Origin of the sequence: Rothia nasimurium (assembly GCF_049068285.1) — a bacterium.
Lineage (GTDB): Bacteria > Actinomycetota > Actinomycetes > Actinomycetales > Micrococcaceae > Rothia > Rothia nasimurium_I.
Genome location: NZ_JBLKPV010000009.1, coordinates 50,509 through 65,217 on the forward strand (window position 1 = coordinate 50,509; position 14,709 = coordinate 65,217).

12 protein-coding genes, 1 tRNA gene and 1 riboswitch are annotated in these 14,709 nt (G+C 59.7%); of the genes, 4 read left to right on the top strand and 9 right to left on the bottom strand.

Annotated elements, in window-relative coordinates:
• Positions 1–26: 26 nt before the first annotated feature.
• The gene (locus ACMXX3_RS08795) at positions 27–530 is read right to left on the bottom strand and encodes a Dps family protein (protein WP_421084351.1); all 504 of its coding nucleotides are present in this window, start codon (positions 528–530) and stop codon (positions 27–29) included.
• 535 nt (positions 531–1,065) lie between these two features.
• Here ACMXX3_RS08795 and ACMXX3_RS08800 point away from each other — a divergent pair.
• Complete coding sequence (locus ACMXX3_RS08800) at positions 1,066–2,199, top strand: VIT1/CCC1 transporter family protein (protein WP_421084352.1); 1,134 nt, start codon at positions 1,066–1,068, stop codon at positions 2,197–2,199.
• 170 nt (positions 2,200–2,369) lie between these two features.
• Here ACMXX3_RS08800 and sucD read toward each other — a convergent pair whose 3' ends face one another.
• From sucD to pcrA, 4 genes are all read right to left on the bottom strand, one after another.
• Positions 2,370–3,287 (bottom strand): succinate--CoA ligase subunit alpha, encoded by a 918-nt coding sequence (gene sucD / locus ACMXX3_RS08805; protein WP_421084353.1) that lies wholly within the window; start codon positions 3,285–3,287, stop codon positions 2,370–2,372.
• Positions 3,288–3,320: 33 nt separating this feature from the next.
• Positions 3,321–4,487, bottom strand: a complete 1,167-nt coding sequence (sucC, locus tag ACMXX3_RS08810) for an ADP-forming succinate--CoA ligase subunit beta (RefSeq protein ID WP_237195058.1) — start codon at positions 4,485–4,487, stop codon at positions 3,321–3,323.
• Between the two features lie 215 nt (positions 4,488–4,702).
• Complete coding sequence (locus ACMXX3_RS08815; RefSeq protein ID WP_421084354.1) at positions 4,703–5,314, bottom strand: hypothetical protein; 612 nt, start codon at positions 5,312–5,314, stop codon at positions 4,703–4,705.
• A 141-nt stretch (positions 5,315–5,455) separates the two neighbouring features.
• Entirely contained in the window at positions 5,456–8,149 is a 2,694-nt protein-coding gene (pcrA, locus tag ACMXX3_RS08820) for a DNA helicase PcrA (protein ID WP_421084415.1), read from the bottom strand.
• 146 nt (positions 8,150–8,295) lie between these two features.
• Between pcrA and ACMXX3_RS08825 the strand changes: the two genes are divergently transcribed.
• Positions 8,296–8,985 (top strand): hypothetical protein, encoded by a 690-nt coding sequence (locus ACMXX3_RS08825; RefSeq protein ID WP_421084355.1) that lies wholly within the window; start codon positions 8,296–8,298, stop codon positions 8,983–8,985.
• A gap of 58 nt (positions 8,986–9,043) precedes the next feature.
• Positions 9,044–9,116: transfer RNA gene (locus tag ACMXX3_RS08830), tRNA-Arg, on the top strand.
• Between the two features lie 339 nt (positions 9,117–9,455).
• Here ACMXX3_RS08830 and ACMXX3_RS08835 read toward each other — a convergent pair.
• The 3 genes from ACMXX3_RS08835 to ACMXX3_RS08845 all read right to left on the bottom strand — a co-directional run bounded on the left by ACMXX3_RS08835 (position 9,456) and on the right by ACMXX3_RS08845 (position 11,803).
• Positions 9,456–9,698 carry a hypothetical protein gene (locus tag ACMXX3_RS08835; protein ID WP_421084356.1) on the bottom strand — a complete coding sequence of 81 codons (243 nt, stop codon included), beginning with the start codon at positions 9,696–9,698 and terminating at the stop codon, positions 9,456–9,458.
• A gap of 210 nt (positions 9,699–9,908) precedes the next feature.
• Positions 9,909–10,511, bottom strand: a complete 603-nt coding sequence (locus tag ACMXX3_RS08840) for a C40 family peptidase (protein ID WP_421084357.1) — start codon at positions 10,509–10,511, stop codon at positions 9,909–9,911.
• Positions 10,512–10,516: 5 nt separating this feature from the next.
• A riboswitch (cyclic di-AMP (ydaO/yuaA leader) is annotated at positions 10,517–10,664 on the bottom strand.
• Positions 10,665–11,110: 446 nt separating this feature from the next.
• Positions 11,111–11,803: an iron dependent repressor, metal binding and dimerization domain protein gene (locus ACMXX3_RS08845; protein ID WP_421084358.1), complete on the bottom strand. Its 693-nt coding sequence runs from the start codon at positions 11,801–11,803 to the stop codon at positions 11,111–11,113.
• A gap of 359 nt (positions 11,804–12,162) precedes the next feature.
• Here ACMXX3_RS08845 and serC point away from each other — a divergent pair, with 359 nt between their 5' ends.
• On the top strand, positions 12,163–13,257 hold the full coding sequence (gene serC / locus ACMXX3_RS08850) for a phosphoserine transaminase (protein ID WP_421084416.1): 1,095 nt from the start codon (positions 12,163–12,165) through the stop codon (positions 13,255–13,257).
• A gap of 90 nt (positions 13,258–13,347) precedes the next feature.
• Here the strand turns inward: serC and ACMXX3_RS08855 are convergent, their stop codons facing one another.
• Entirely contained in the window at positions 13,348–14,709 is a 1,362-nt protein-coding gene (locus tag ACMXX3_RS08855; RefSeq protein ID WP_421084359.1) for an MFS transporter, read from the bottom strand.

The following is a 14,709-nucleotide window of genomic DNA, read 5'->3' on the forward strand; positions in this document are numbered from 1 at the left end:
TCGGTGTGGTTCAGACCGGGAAGAACCTAGTTCAGGTTGCCCTGGCCGTCCTCAAGGTGACCGCGCAGGAACCACTGGAAAAGTTCCAGCTCGGCGGTCTGGCCGATGAGCAGGTCCTCGGTAATGGGGTCAATGTCGCCCACCTTAGCGATAGCTGCGCGGTGGTCTTCAACAACAACCTTGTAGACGTCGTTGAGGGCGCGGATGTGGGTCATGGCATCGGCACGGTCTACGGAGTACTCAGACCAGGTGCGCTTTTCGACCAGGTCGCCGGAGAGGCCATTGGGGGCAACACCCATGGTGGCCATGCGCTCGGCAAGAGCGTCGACGAAGCCGCGTACCAGGTCAACCTGGGGGTCGAGCATTTCGTGGACGGCAATGAAGTTGGGGCCGACGACGTTCCAGTGGGCGTGCTTGAGGACCAGGTGCAGGTCGTTCAGGGCGTGCAGGCGCATCTGCAAGACGTCGGCGACGTGGTGGCCAGATTCTTCGGTGAGGCCGGGGACGGTGAATGAAGCGTACTTGCTCATGGGGAGTTCTTCCTTTCGAGGGGTGCTCACCAGTATGTGGGTTCTGGTGGTTTCCTTACCTCTAGCCTAGGGGCTCTCCGGCCCACTTTCAAGCCTTATTGTGAATAAATCATAATAAGGAAAACCTAGTATGACTAGCACATATACCTACACTCCCCCTTATGTGAGCCTAACCTGACCGGCCCTGACCAGGCAGAATACATCGCGCCCGGCCCCACACAAGCAATAGCAAACACAAGCCTTCCCTAAATAGCGCTCCAAATATTTTTTTGCTTAGAACGACACCGTGTCGGTAAAGTAGAGCCCAGCGAAGGGGAGTAGTTCCCACCGGTGCCCCGGCACCCAAGCGGTTTATCGACATACTGGCCCGCCCAGCACCAACTGAAGCGCCCGGTAAACCACCGCCACCCCGCCCCACTACGGGCAGGGCAAGCGGCGAACGAGACCTTCGGCTAAGAACGCACAGCCATTCTTAAGCCGAAGTGTACGCCCAACCAGCCCCCGCTTCGGCTCCTGACCAGAAGATAACCTCTCCATGACCTCAGAAGCCCCCACGCCCCCGTCCTCACAGACAAACAGCCAGCAGCCCACCCGGGCCCAAATCCGCCGCTGGCGCCGCTACCTGGCCGAAGAAATCTCAGAAGCCCGCATCTACGCGGCCCTGGCAGAACGCACCGAGGGCAAAGAAGCAGAAATCCTCCGAGAAGTAGCCGCCGCAGAGCTCCGCCACCAAAACCACTGGCGCACCCTCCTGGGCGAGCACGCCTACCCCGAACCCAGGCCCTCCGTCTCAGCCAGGTTCCTCCAACTCCTCGCCAAAAACTTCGGATCCGTCTTCGTCCTAGCCCTAGCCCAACGCGCCGAGGGCCGCTCCCCCTACGCGCTTGACCCCGACGCCACCGAAGCCATGGCAGCAGATGAAGCAATCCACGAAGAAATCATCCGTGCCCTCTCAACCCAGGGCCGCGAAAAACTCTCAGGAAACTTCCGCGCCGCCGTCTTCGGCGCTAACGACGGCCTGGTCTCCAACGCCGCCCTCATCATGGGTATCGGGGCGTCAGGTGCTAGCCCCTCCATGATCCTGCTCTCAGGTATCGCAGGCCTACTCGCTGGCGCCCTCTCTATGGCCGCCGGAGAATTCGTCTCCGTCCGGTCCCAACGGGAACTTCTGGACGCTTCCCGCCCCACCCAAGTCACCCTGGACGTCGCCCACGACCTCGACATCAACCAGAACGAACTCGAACTCATCTACAAGGCCCGCGGTATGAGCGAAGAAGCCGCCCGCCACCGCGCCATGGAACGCTTCGGCTACTTCACCTGCGACTGCGACCCCTCCCTCTCCTACCGGGACGAGATGGAAGGCGAAGAAGCCGCCCAAGAACACGGGGCCCTCGGTAGCGACGTCGGGGCCGCAGCCTCCTCCTTCGCCTTCTTTGCCTCCGGCGCTTTGATTCCGATTCTGCCCTACCTCTTCGGGCTGAGCGGCAACTGGGCCATGCTAATCGCAATGGCCCTCGTCGGAGTGGCCCTGCTCTTTACCGGTGGCGTAGTTGGCCTCCTCTCCGGGGCCTCCCCCTTCAAACGCGGCCTGCGCCAGCTAGCAATCGGCTACGGGGCTGCCCTGGCCACCTACCTGCTCGGCCTGCTCTTCAATACAGCGGTGCTCTAGACGCCCAAACGGGGGGGTGCGAAAGGACGCTGCCCAAACGGTGGCGCGTAAGGACACCCTGAAACCGACTGGCTGGGTCTGGCATGAATTGCTTGCCAGCCCTGTAAGCCAGCAAGAAGTTAAAAAATCAGCCCACCACACATCCTGTGGTGGGCTGATTTTATAGCTGCTTACTTGTTAGCGAAGATTTCGCGCATGAGCTGGGCAGCCTCTGACGGAGTCTTGCCGACCTTGACGCCAGCAGCCTCCAGGGCTTCCTTCTTGGCCTGGGCGGTGCCGGAAGAACCGGAAACAATCGCACCTGCGTGGCCCATGGTCTTACCCTCGGGGGCGGTGAAGCCTGCAACGTAGCCGACGACGGGCTTGGTGACGTTGGCCTTGATGAACTCAGCAGCCCGCTCTTCAGCGTCGCCACCGATTTCACCGATCATGACGATGGCTTCGGTTTCGGGGTCAGCTTCGAAGGCTTCCAGGGCGTCGATGTGGGTGGTGCCGATGATGGGGTCACCGCCGATACCGATAGCGGTGGTGAAGCCGATGTCGCGCAGCTCGAACATCATCTGGTAGGTCAGGGTACCTGACTTGGACACCAGACCGATCTTGCCCTTACCGGTGATGTTTGCGGGGGTAATACCGACCAGGGACTCGCCGGGGGTGATGATGCCGGGGCAGTTGGGGCCGATGATGCGGGTAATCTGCTTGCCGTTGGCGTCCACCTTGCTCTTGGCGTAGGCCCAGAACTCGGCGGTATCACCGACGGGCACGCCCTCGGTAATAACGACGACCAGGGGAACTTCAGCGTCGATCGCTTCGATGACGGCGTCCTTGGTGAAGGCCGGGGGAACGAAGACGATGGAGACGTCAGCGCCGGTTTCCTTGACGGCTTCGGCGACGGAGCCGTAGACGTTCAGCTCAACGTCGTTACCGGAGGCGTCCTTGTGGGAGACGGTGGTGCCAGCCTTGCGGGCGTTGACGCCGCCGACGATCTGGGTGCCGGCTGCGAGCATACGGGCGGTGTGCTTGGTGCCTTCACCGCCGGTGATGCCCTGAACGATGACCTTGGAGTCCTTGTTCAAAAAGATAGACATTGTAAAAACCTTCTAGTAATAATCAGCGGTGATTTAGGCGGTGTGGGCCAGCTCGGCGGCCTTGTCGGCACCGGAGTCCATGGTTTCGGCCTGGTGGACCAGGGGGTGGTTGGCTTCGGTGAGAATACGGCGGCCTTCTTCAACATTGTTGCCGTCCAGGCGGACGACCAGGGGCTTGGTTGCCTTGTCACCCAGGATTTCCAGGGCCTTGACGATACCGTTAGCAACGGCGTCGCAGGAGGTGATACCACCGAAGACGTTGACGAAAACAGACTTGACCTGCTCATCGTTCAGAATGATGTCCAGGCCAGCTGCCATGACCTCAGCAGAGGCACCGCCGCCGATGTCGAGGAAGTTAGCAGGCTTGACATTGCCGTGGTTTTCACCGGCGTAGGCAACGACGTCCAGGGTCGACATGACCAGACCGGCGCCGTTACCGATGATGCCGACCTCGCCGTCCAGCTTGACGTAGTTGAGGTCGTTTTCCTTAGCCTTAGCTTCCAGGGGGTTCTCGGCTGACTTATCAACCAGGGCCTCGTGCTCGGGCTGACGGAACTCGGCGTTATCGTCCAGGGAGACCTTGCCGTCCAGGGCCAGGATCTTACCGTCGCCGGTCTTCACCAGCGGGTTGACCTCAACCAGGGTGGCGTCTTCCTTCTTGTAGACCTCGCCCAGCTTGACCAGCACAGCGGCGACGTCCTCGCGCACGTCCTCGGCGAAGCCAGCAGCCTCAACAATCTCAGCGGCCTTCTCGGCGGTGATACCGTCCATGGGGTTGACCTCAACCTTGGCCAGGGCCTCGGGGCGCTCAGCAGCCAGGGTCTCGATGTCCATGCCCCCCTCAACGGAGCACATGGCCAGGTAGGAGCGGTTAGCGCGGTCAAGCAACATGGAGAAGTAGTATTCTTCAGCGATGTCTGCGCCCTGGGCAATCATCACGCGGTGTACGGTGTGGCCCTTGATGTCCATACCCAGAATCTGCTGGGCGTACTCGTAGGCTTCATCTGCGGTCTTAGCGACCTTGACGCCGCCGGCCTTACCGCGGCCGCCTACCTTAACCTGGGCCTTGACGACGGTAACGCCGCCAATCTTTTCAGCTGCTGCCTTTGCTTCTTCGGGGGTGGTAGCTACGATGCCCTGAAGCACGGGAACGCCGTGCTTCTCGAAGAGATCGCGTGCCTGGTATTCAAACAGGTCCACAGGAGTGTCCTTCTTCGTCGAAGTCATGCCGGGCCGCAGGTTACGCCCCAGCGATTACAGGTATGAAGGTTTGCACCATCTGTCTCCCAAAAAGAGACAGAGCGCACAAAACTTCCTAGGTGTCACTTTAGCGCACTTGGCTTGAATGAGGTTAACCGGTTGTGCGCTGGGTGAAACTTAGAGAAAGTGTTACATCTTAGCTGGAGCTACCTGCTTTATTTGACCCTCTCGCAGGCATCGAGGATATTGACCAAGAAGGGGGCTGTATCAGAAGCCCGGGGCACCATCAGATATTCGAGGTCATCAATGCGCCAGAGCATAATGCGGGCTTCAGCAACGGTACAGGACAGGGCCTTGCCGGGATTGAAAAAGTCCGGCGGGAAGTCAAAATGAACAACCTCGTCGATCACCTGCGCGGCAGCCTTACCGCTGAGGTTGAGGACGGTTCGGTTGACGGATACGTCCAAAACGAGCCCTTCGTCCTGGCCCAAGGCAGCGGTGAGGGCCCGGCCGAGCTTGACCGCGTCCACCCTGGTAACCACGAGGTAGACCCCTTCTTCAACGTAGAGGCAGGCAACCACCTGGCGGGTCCCGTAGAGTAGGTGGGCGGCGGTGGCGTCACCGGTGACCTCGCCCCGGGTTGAGGGGAGCTTTGCCCCCATAACCTTTTCCAGGCGACGGGCTGCCTCGCTCGTCGGGTCAATTTCAAGGCGGAAGAGGGAAAGGTCAGAAATTTCCTGGAGTTGGACGGTGGTATCGGTTACCTCATCCATAGCCTCAGCGAATTCTTCAGCAACTGAGGGCACAGGGGTCTCGTGATCCATCATGAATCCTAGGGTGCATTATCTAACAACAGAAGAAACCGACCGGTCGGTGAATTGTTTCACACAACCGATCGGTATTTATACTAGCGGGTTCTGGTGTGCGGTGAAGCGATTGGGGGCTTCCAGCTTGACCTGCTGTTTCTTCTAGCCCTTCTTGGTCAGCGGGGCGTAGCGCAGAAGCAACCGCTTTTCTTCCTTGGCGAAGCGAACCTTCACCACGGTTTTGTCGCCTGCCCCTTCAACGGCAAGGACGCGGCCGTCCCCGAAGGTCTTGTGCTCTACGGTATCGCCGACTGCCAAAGCCGGGATTTCCTTGTTGGGCTGGACCCGGTTGACGGTACGGGCAGCGGCCGCCAGCCCGTAGGTAGGTGAACCGTTGACGTCACTGGTTGAGGGGCTAGAGGACCGCTGGGCTGAGGCTGGTTCATCGAAGCGGGAGGAATAGGTGGAGGACCCGTAGGAGCCAGAGCCGTAGCTGCTGTAGGAGCCTGAGCCGCCCCGGCCGCGTCCGTACCCGCCTGAACCATAGCTGCCCGCCCCGTAGCCCCCGTAACCGCCCGCGGAGGAGCCGGTGCGCTTCCATTCAATGAGTTCTTCGGGAATCTCCTCCAGGAAGGGGGAGGGCGGATTGAACTGGCTCTGGCCCCACATGGAGCGGTTCTCAGCCCGGGTCAGGTAGAGCCGCTCCATAGCGCGGGTGAGCCCAACGTAAGCCAGGCGGCGTTCCTCGCTCATTTCAGAGCTGTCGGTGAGGGCCCGCTGGTGGGGGAAGAGGCCGTGCTCCATACCGGTGAGGAAGACCACCGGGAACTCCAGGCCCTTTGCGGTGTGCAGGGTCATGAGGGTGACCACCCCCTGGGAGCGGGCCTCAGCCACTTCGGCAGCGATTTGGGCAGCGGACGGCCCGCCCTCCTGGTCAGCCTTGGGCTTGTTGGGGATTTGGTCAGCATCGGCCACCAGGGCGACGTGTTCCAGGAAGTCTTCGAGGGTGGCGCCGGGGTTATCGGTTTCGAACTCACGGACGGCGTCCACCAGCTCTGAGAGGTTCTCGACGCGGGATTCGTCCTGGATGTCCTTGGACTCGCGCAAAGCAGCTAGGTAGCCGGTTTGTTCAAGGACGGCCTCCAGGCAGGTAGCTGCCGGTTCGGTAGCCGCGATTTGGGCTAGGTCGTCGATCATCTGGGCAAAGTCGGCAAGTTTCTTGACGGCAGCTGAGCCGAGTCCGGGCACGTCAGCTCCGGCGCGGAGGGCCGCCATAAAGGAGATGTTGGTGGCCCTGGCGAAGTCGGCAACCACCGATTCGCTCTTGGCCCCGATACCGCGTTTGGGTTCGTTGAGGATTCGGCGCAGGTTGATGTCGTCATCCGGGTTGGAGAGCACCCGTAGGTAGGCCAGGGCGTCCTTGATTTCTTTACGCTCATAGAAGCGGGTGCCGCCGACGACGCGGTAGGGCAGGCCCACGCGCATGAGCATCTCTTCAAGGGTGCGGGACTGGGCGTTCGTGCGGTAGAAGATGGCAACGTCGCCGGGGGCCGTGCCGTGGTTATCGCGTAGCCGGTCGATTTCTTGGGCGATGTAGCGGGCTTCGGCGTGCTCAGATTCAGCGACATAACCGGTGATTTTCGCCCCGTCGCCGCTGGCGGTCCAGAGCTTCTTGGGGCGGCGGCCGGGGTTTCGCTCGATCACGGCGTTGGCTGCTGAGAGGATGTTCTGGGTTGAGCGGTAGTTCTGCTCCAGCAGGATCGTGCGGGCGTTGGGGTAGTCTTCTTCGAAGTCGGTGATGTTGCGGATGTCAGCCCCGCGGAAGGCGTAAATGGACTGGTCCGAGTCGCCCACTACCGTCAGCTCGGCTGGCGGGTAGGCGTCCGGGTAGGGGTTTGCCTGGTGGCCTTCTGGTGCGGACGTAGCTCCCCCCACCAGGGCGCGTACCAGCTGGTATTGGGCGTGGTTGGTGTCCTGGTATTCGTCGACCAGAATATGGCGGAAGCGGCGGCGGTAGTAGTCTGCCACCTGGGGGTGGTTTTTCAGGAGATTGACGGTTTCGAAGATGAGGTCATCAAAATCGAGGGAGTGGGTGGCCCGAAGCCGCTCGGTGTAGGCCGTGTAGACCTTTGAGATTACGCCTTCCCAGGGGTCGCTGGGACTGGTTTCAGCCGCGAACTGTTGGGCGCTCACAAGCTCATTCTTGAGGTTGGAGATGCGGTTGCCGATTACCTTGGCGGTGAACTTTTTGCTGTCAAGGTTCATCTGCTTGATGATGAGGGTCAGCAGGCGCTGGGAATCTGCTGAATCATAGATGGTGAAGGTTGATTTGAGTCCGAGGGCCTTGGCCTCCCGGCGCAGAACCCGCACGCAGAAGGAGTGGAAGGTGGAGATCCACATGCTTTGGGCCCGGGGGCCTACGAGAGAGGTAATGCGCTCCCGCATTTCAGCGGCAGCCTTGTTGGTGAAGGTAATGGCCAGGATTTGCCCCTGGTGGGCCCGGCCGGTAGCTAGCAGGTAGGCGATCCGGTGGGTCAGGACCCGGGTTTTGCCCGAGCCTGCACCAGCTACGATCAGTAGGGGGCAGCCGGCGTGTTGTACGGCCTCAGCCTGGGGCTCATTCAGGCCCGCAACCAACTGACTTGGGTCCACCCGGGCCAGGGCGGGGGCGTCCTCATAGTCCGGTGCCGGCCCGCCGACCTGGTAGGCAGGGGGGATGAAGTCGTCGAAGGGCGCGTATTCGTCTACCGGCGGGGCGTCGTAGAAGGGGTCGAAGGGAGGCTCCTCGTCGGGGGCAGGGCTTGATACTTTGCCCTGCGCGGTGGCAGGACTCGGCATGAAATCATCATCAAACATCACAAAAACCTCTCTTCGATCAACCGTCAAACTCCTATTTTATGCGAACACATTTTCGAAGCCTACCCGGGGCGCTTACGCCCTCAGAGAGAGGCTGCTTGCCCGGGAGATTCCTGGTGCCAGTTGCGGGGCCTTAGGATAGGAGTATGGGTCTTTCAAAAGGTCAGAAGAAACGTCTTTACGGCGAGAATACACAGGCTAGTTCTTTCGAGCGGACGGCTCCGTCTGTTGTGCGTCCGTCGGCTCCGGGGCCTCGGGTTGTCACCGATTTTACTCGGGCTGAGCTGGCAGCTGAACCCGGTAAGGGGGGCGGTTCCCGGATTTTTTTGGGGGTTGCTTTTGTGGTGACGGTTCTTTTTATGCTTTATTACTATTTGCTTCTTCTTCCGGGGGTTTCTGTTGTGGCTGGGGCGACGGCCCCTGAGCTGATGGTGGGTTTTTCTGCCCAGCATCTTCAGGAGGTTGCTGCTGGTCTTGGGGTTGATGGGCTCCGGGAGTATCAGATTTTGCACCGGTCTACCGGTCTGATTGTTCCTTTGATTTTTGCTTTTACCTGGTGGAACCTTATTCGGGCCTCTGAGTTTGAGTTGCTTGTAGGCCGGGTCATGTTGGTTCTGCCGGTGGCTTTTGCCCTGGTTTTTATTGCTGGGGGTTTTGCTCTTGATTTGGCGCTTGCTAACCCTTTGAGTACGAGCACTCCGCTTGCTTCTTTTTTGATGTCGGCCCGTTGGGCCCTGCTGGTTTTGTGTCTTGTCCAGTTGGGTTATCTTGTTGTGCGGCTTGTGCGTTCTAAGGTGGACGCTTATGCCCGGGGTGACCTTCCCGGGCAGGTTTAGGGGGTCTGTTCTTCCCGGCCGGTGGTGTAAACTGGTGGAGTTGCCCCCGGCAACGTTGGCCCTCGTAGCTCAGGGGATAGAGCACCGCTCTCCTAAAGCGGGTGTCGATGGTTCGAATCCATTCGAGGGCACAAAAAAGTAGGTAGGCCATAATGCGCGAAGCGCTGGCCTACCTACTTTTTTGTGCCCGGCGTGAAGAAAGGCCCCAGTGGGGCCTTTTAGCCGGCTAAAACAAGCAGGGCCATAATGCGCGAAGCGCTGGCCTACCTACTTTTTTGTGCCCGGCGTGAAGAAAGGCCCCAGTGGGGCCTTTTAGCCGGCTTGAAAAACACAGCCATAATGCGCGAAGCGCTGGCCTACCTACTTTTTTGTGCCTCCTGCATGGCATATGCGGAACATGTTCTACTGAGCTTCATGTGTGTGAGCTTTGCCGTTACATTTGATGTTTTCTGGCACATATGTTGTCGGGGTTAGCGGGTGGGGCGGTGTTTGCGGTTGTAGAGTATTTTGGCGGCGATGAGGCCGAGGACGATGCCGATTCCGCCTGTGATGGATACCCATATGGCTGCGTGGCCGGTAAAGAGGGCGATGATGAGGCCTAGGGCGATGCCGGGGATGGCTCCGGCGACCATGCCTATGGCCATGTAGGTGAATTCTTGGTCGGAGGTGCTGGTGGGGTTTTCGAAGTGGGGGCTATCAAATTTTTGGGGCATGGTTCTTATCCTATCGGGGCTGGGTGTTGGCCCTCAAAGTGGGGATAAAAAAAATGCGCCCCAGCTGGTCGCCTGGGGTGCATTCACAAGCCGTGTGGCTTGTTGTGGTGATCCATACCGTGTTGTGTGTGGTAGGAATTCTTGTTTCTCGCTCTCTGCCGATAAGTGACCAGGGCAGAGGGAGTTGTTGCTCGCTAGGAGCGGTAAGTTTTAGATGCCAGCGGTGTAGTAGCCGTCGACGGGCATGAAGCCGCCGCCGTCAACTGCGGTGAGCTGGGTGCCCTGTGAGGGGTTGAGGGCTGAGATCATCTGGCCGTTGCCAACGTAGATGCCAACGTGGGCGTAGCCGTTGGTGAAGACGATGTCGCCGGGCTGGGGGTTTGAGGTGGGGGTCAGCTCGGTGGCCATGGTGTAGGTGTAGGCGGTCAGGTTGATGCCGGCCTGGGCGTAGACGTAGGAGACGAAGCCTGAGCAGTCCCAAGCCTTGTAGCCCTTGCCGCCCCAAACGTAGGCGCCACCGATGCCGTCGTAGGCTGCTGCCAGGACTGCTTCACGGGCGTTGGAGTTGGTTGCAGCTGCTGCTACGGGAGCAACTTCAGTTGCCTGGGGGGCGACGTAGGTGGTTTCAGCTACGGGTGCAGCTTCGGTGGTCCAGGTGTTGTAGTTGGTGGACTGTGCTGCCAGGACGGGAGCGGTGTAGGCGGGTGCTGATACTTCAGCAACTGCGAATGCGTTTGCGGGAACGACGGATGCGGCCAGAAGGGCGCCTGATGCTGCTACTACTGCTGCGTTACGTGCGGCTGACTTTGCCATGTTAGTTTTCCTCCATTGCCTGACGAGGTGAGCTGTCGGGTTCGAGCATGAAGTTCGCTCGGCCACTTTCGTGACTTAACCCCTAGGGTTCTCTGTGAGAGAGCCCGAAAGGTGGGTCCCCCGCTTCTGCCAAGATTTCTTGTTTTGTTGAACCTTTGAACAGTGGCAGAACTAGGCGGTGCTGTTCGTAGGGTGCTTATCCGACCAGAGATGAGCACGGAATAGAACATTACACACCTCTAGTCGGATTGTCACGTTTTGATTACAGGAATCTGTTTTTTTCTGGGCTTGGGAGGGGCTTTTTGGGCCTGTGGCACCCTTGAGGACGCAGGCCCGCCAGCTTCTGCCAGTGCATAAAGCATGGCTTGACTAGGGATTTCTTTAATATCACTCCGGGTTCTCCATTCAGTCTCATTATGGTTAATCCCCAGGTTATTTTGAGGATTAAATTTTAAGAGAACCGCGCCACTTAAGGCCCTTTAGGGGGCGGGGGATCCCCCAGACCCCCGCCGAGAGGCCTAAAAACACCCCAAAGGTCACGTTTTGATAACAAAAAAGAGGTCCTGGAAGAACCAGAACCCCTTTTTGTTATCAAATTGTTATCGTTTGACCACGATGGAGTCAGCAACATCCCTATCCAAGATCAGGGCACTGTCCTCACCGTCGGCGTGAACCTTCACCGAACCGTCCGGCAGGCCAATGATAGAGACTGTAGCCCCGTAGACAATGCCCGCATCCCCCAGGCTCTTGAGCAACTCAACGTCAGTCTGCAGGTACTCAGGCAGGCGGCTAACAGTGAAACGGTCAGTTTCTTCAGAGTCTCGGGCGGCAATAGTCATGGTCACCGTCCGCATATCGTTCGACTCGCTCTCCCCGCCAATTTCTTCAAGGCCGGGGATTGCATTGCCGTAGGGCGAAAACTTGGGGTCGTTGAGTAGCTCAAGGAGACGCCGCTCAACCCGTTCGCTCATCACATGCTCCCAGCGGCAGGCCTCCTCATGGATGTACTCAAGATCCAGGCCAATAACGTCAGCCAGCAGGCGCTCAGCCAGGCGGTGCTTACGCATCACCTCAACTGCCTTCTGCCGCCCCTCCTCAGTAAGTTCCAAAGAACGGTCAGAGGCAACCGCCAGCAGGCCGTGGCGCTCCATCCGGGCAACAGTCTGGGACACAGTCGGGCCGGAATGGTCAAGACGCTCAGCGATGCGGGCCCGCATCGGAGTGATACCTTCTTCTTCCAGCTCAAGGACGGTGCGCAGATACATTTCAGTGGTATCGATGAGGTCGGTCATGACTTCTCGTAACTCCCTATAGCTCTAGCCCGGTTGGCGGTGAAACAGTTGTTTTCAATTGTAGGGCGTTATCCCACTTTTCACAGGGCTTGCTCTTTACCAGCTGAAATATTGCTCCACCTCCCTGACCTGGGCCACCGGCTCCCCTACCGTCTGGGCTGTCTCACTATATAAATTCTTCCCCGTAATATGGCCTGTTCACTGGGCAAAGCCCCCGGCTGGGTCTGGCCCACCGGCACAATGGTTAAGGCAGGGCCCCGGCGCCCCTTATCCCTCCCATCACGCCTTCGCGCCGGGAGCTAGCACCTGCCTTTCAACTAGGAGATACAGTGACTAACTTCCCCGTCATTCCCGCCGACATGCTACCTGCCGATGGCCGGTTCGGTGCTGGTCCGTCTAAGGTACGTCCTGAGCAGGTAGCAGCAGTTCAGGCTGCAGCAACCTCCCTCATGGGCACCTCCCACCGTCAGGCTCCGGTGAAGAACCTGGTGGGCGAGATTCGCGAGGGGCTGGCGTCCTTCTACGCTGCCCCCGAGGGCTACGAGGTTGTTCTTGGCAACGGTGGCGCTACCGCCTTTTGGGACGCCGCTACCTTCGGCCTGGTTGAGAACAAGGCCCAGCACCTCACCTTCGGTGAATTTGGCTCCAAGTTCGCTTCAGCAACTAAGGCAGCCCCCTTCCTGGCTGATTCAACCGTGATTTCCTCCGCCCCCGGCACCCGCCCGGAAGCCAAGGCAGAAGAAGGGGTGGACGTCTACGCCTGGCCCCACAACGAGACATCAACCGGTGTCTTTGCCCCGGTAGCCCGCCCGGCAGGTATTGCCGAGGACGCACTCGTCCTGATTGATGCCACCAGCGCCGCCGGTGGCCTGGACGTCAAGGTCGCTGAATCTGATGTCTACTACTTCTCCCCCCAGAAGAACTTTGCCTCAGACGGTGGCCTCTGGCTGGGCCTGTGGTCCCCGGCTGCCGTCGAGCGGGCTGAGCGTATTGCTGCCTCTGACCGCTGGATTCCTGACTCTTTGAACCTGGTGACCGCCATCAGCAACTCCCGCCTGAACCAGACCTACAACACCCCTGCCCTAGCCACTCTGATTATGCTGAATGAGCAGGTCAAGTGGATGAACGAGCGAGGGGGCCTGGCCTTTGCAGCCTCCCGCACCGCCGATTCTGCCGGCCGCGTCTACGCCTGGGCTGAGGCCTCCGAATACGCAACCCCCTTCGTTGCCAACCCAGCTGAACGTTCCAACGTCATTGCCACCGTCGACTTCGATGAGAGCATCGACGCTGCTGCCGTTGCCAAGGCCCTGCGCGCCAACGGCATTGTGGACACCGAGCCCTACCGTAAGCTGGGGCGCAACCAGCTGCGGATTGCCACCTTCACCGCTATTGACCCCGACGACGTCTCAGCCCTGCTGGACTGCATCGACTTCGTTGTTGAGAAGATGAAGTAGGCCTTAGTTCCCTCTGTTTCAGGACGCCGCTCCCCCACCCCCTGCCACGCGGCAGGAAACCGGGGCGGCGTCCTAATTTTATATACGGGCCTAGCGGGGTTCTTGCAGGTCAATGGCGGCGGTAACCGGTGGGGGTTCCTCGGGGTACTCCGGCTCTGGGTCAGGCCGGGGGCGCAGCACCAGGCGGGTGGGGGCGCTTCTGTCATAGCCCAGGTGGAGGTGCTTGTATTTCATAATCCAGATCAGGCCAATGAGGGTTGCCAGGAAGCCAGAAGCCGAGGCGACGCCCAGCCCCCAGCGGGCACCAAAATAGTCATTGACAAGACCAACTAGGGGCGAGCCTACCGGGGTTCCGCCGATAAATACAGCCATGTATATGCTCATGATCCGGCCGCGCATCTCAGGGTCGGTTGTCACCTGCACATAGGCGTTAGCGCTGGTAATAATGGTCAGGGCCATAAGGCCAAGAGGGATCAAAGCCAGGGCAAAAAGCCAGAGACTAGGGGCCAGGGCCGCCAGCAGGGTTGCCAGGCCAAACCCGAAACAGGAGGCGAACATAAACCGCATACGAGGGGTATCCCGCCGGGCCGCCAGAAGGGTACCGGCCACCGAGCCAATCGCAACAACCGAGTTCAGCACCCCAAATTCTCCGGCCCCCTGACCAAATTCCGTGGTGGCCATGGCGGCAATATTCATGGCCGTGTTAAGCCCGAAGGTGCCGATGAGGAAGGCAGCCACCATAACGACGATAATATCGGGGCGGGTTTTGAGGTAGGCCAGGCCGTCCCGCACCCGGCTGTTGGCCTTGGACGATCGGGGAAGGTCGCGTAGCTCCTGGCTGCGGACCAGTAGCACCGCCGCAATCATAGCCAGGAAGGTGACGGTATTCAGCAGAAAGACCGGGCCGGTGCCCACCCCCACCACCAAAAGGCCGGCAAGAGCCGGGCCAATCATCCGGGCCACGTTAAAGGACATGGAGTTAAGGGCTACCGCATTGGGCAGGTCAACATCGCCCACAAGTTCAGAGACAAAGGTGGAGCGGACGGGCGCATCCAGGGCAGAAACAATGCCAAGAGCGAGGGCAAAGAGGTAGACCTGCCAGAGCGTAACGTGCCCTGAGATAACTAAGGCACCGAGGCCGAGGGCAAGGGCGCCCATGAGCCCCTGGGTCCACAGGAGAATTTTTCGGCGGTTCCCCCGGTCAGCGAGCGCCCCGGCGTAGGGGGCGAGCAGGAGGGGCGGAGCAAATTGCAGCGCAATGACAATGCCCATTTGGGTGGAGTCGTGGTTTGAGAGGTCGTTGAAGACCAGCCAGTCCTGGGCGGTGCGTTGCATCCAGGTGCCGATGTTAGAGATCAGGGCGCCGATGAACCAGATGCGGTAGTTGAAGATCCAGAGTGATCTGAAGGTTTTTGGTTTACCGGTGACTGGTGGGGGGCCTGATTTCTGCAC

Coding starts and splice junctions, on each gene's coding strand:
- sucD (WP_421084353.1), bottom strand. CDS start 3,287: ATGTCTATCTTTTTGAACAAGGACTCCAAGGTCATCGTTCAGGGCATC.
- ACMXX3_RS08845 (WP_421084358.1), bottom strand. CDS start 11,803: ATGACCGACCTCATCGATACCACTGAAATGTATCTGCGCACCGTCCTT.
- ACMXX3_RS08840 (WP_421084357.1), bottom strand. CDS start 10,511: ATGGCAAAGTCAGCCGCACGTAACGCAGCAGTAGTAGCAGCATCAGGC.
- ACMXX3_RS08795 (WP_421084351.1), bottom strand. CDS start 530: ATGAGCAAGTACGCTTCATTCACCGTCCCCGGCCTCACCGAAGAATCT.
- serC (WP_421084416.1), top strand. CDS start 12,163: ATGCTACCTGCCGATGGCCGGTTCGGTGCTGGTCCGTCTAAGGTACGT.
- pcrA (WP_421084415.1), bottom strand. CDS start 8,149: ATGTTTGATGATGATTTCATGCCGAGTCCTGCCACCGCGCAGGGCAAA.
- ACMXX3_RS08825 (WP_421084355.1), top strand. CDS start 8,296: ATGGGTCTTTCAAAAGGTCAGAAGAAACGTCTTTACGGCGAGAATACA.
- ACMXX3_RS08835 (WP_421084356.1), bottom strand. CDS start 9,698: ATGCCCCAAAAATTTGATAGCCCCCACTTCGAAAACCCCACCAGCACC.
- ACMXX3_RS08815 (WP_421084354.1), bottom strand. CDS start 5,314: ATGATGGATCACGAGACCCCTGTGCCCTCAGTTGCTGAAGAATTCGCT.
- ACMXX3_RS08800 (WP_421084352.1), top strand. CDS start 1,066: ATGACCTCAGAAGCCCCCACGCCCCCGTCCTCACAGACAAACAGCCAG.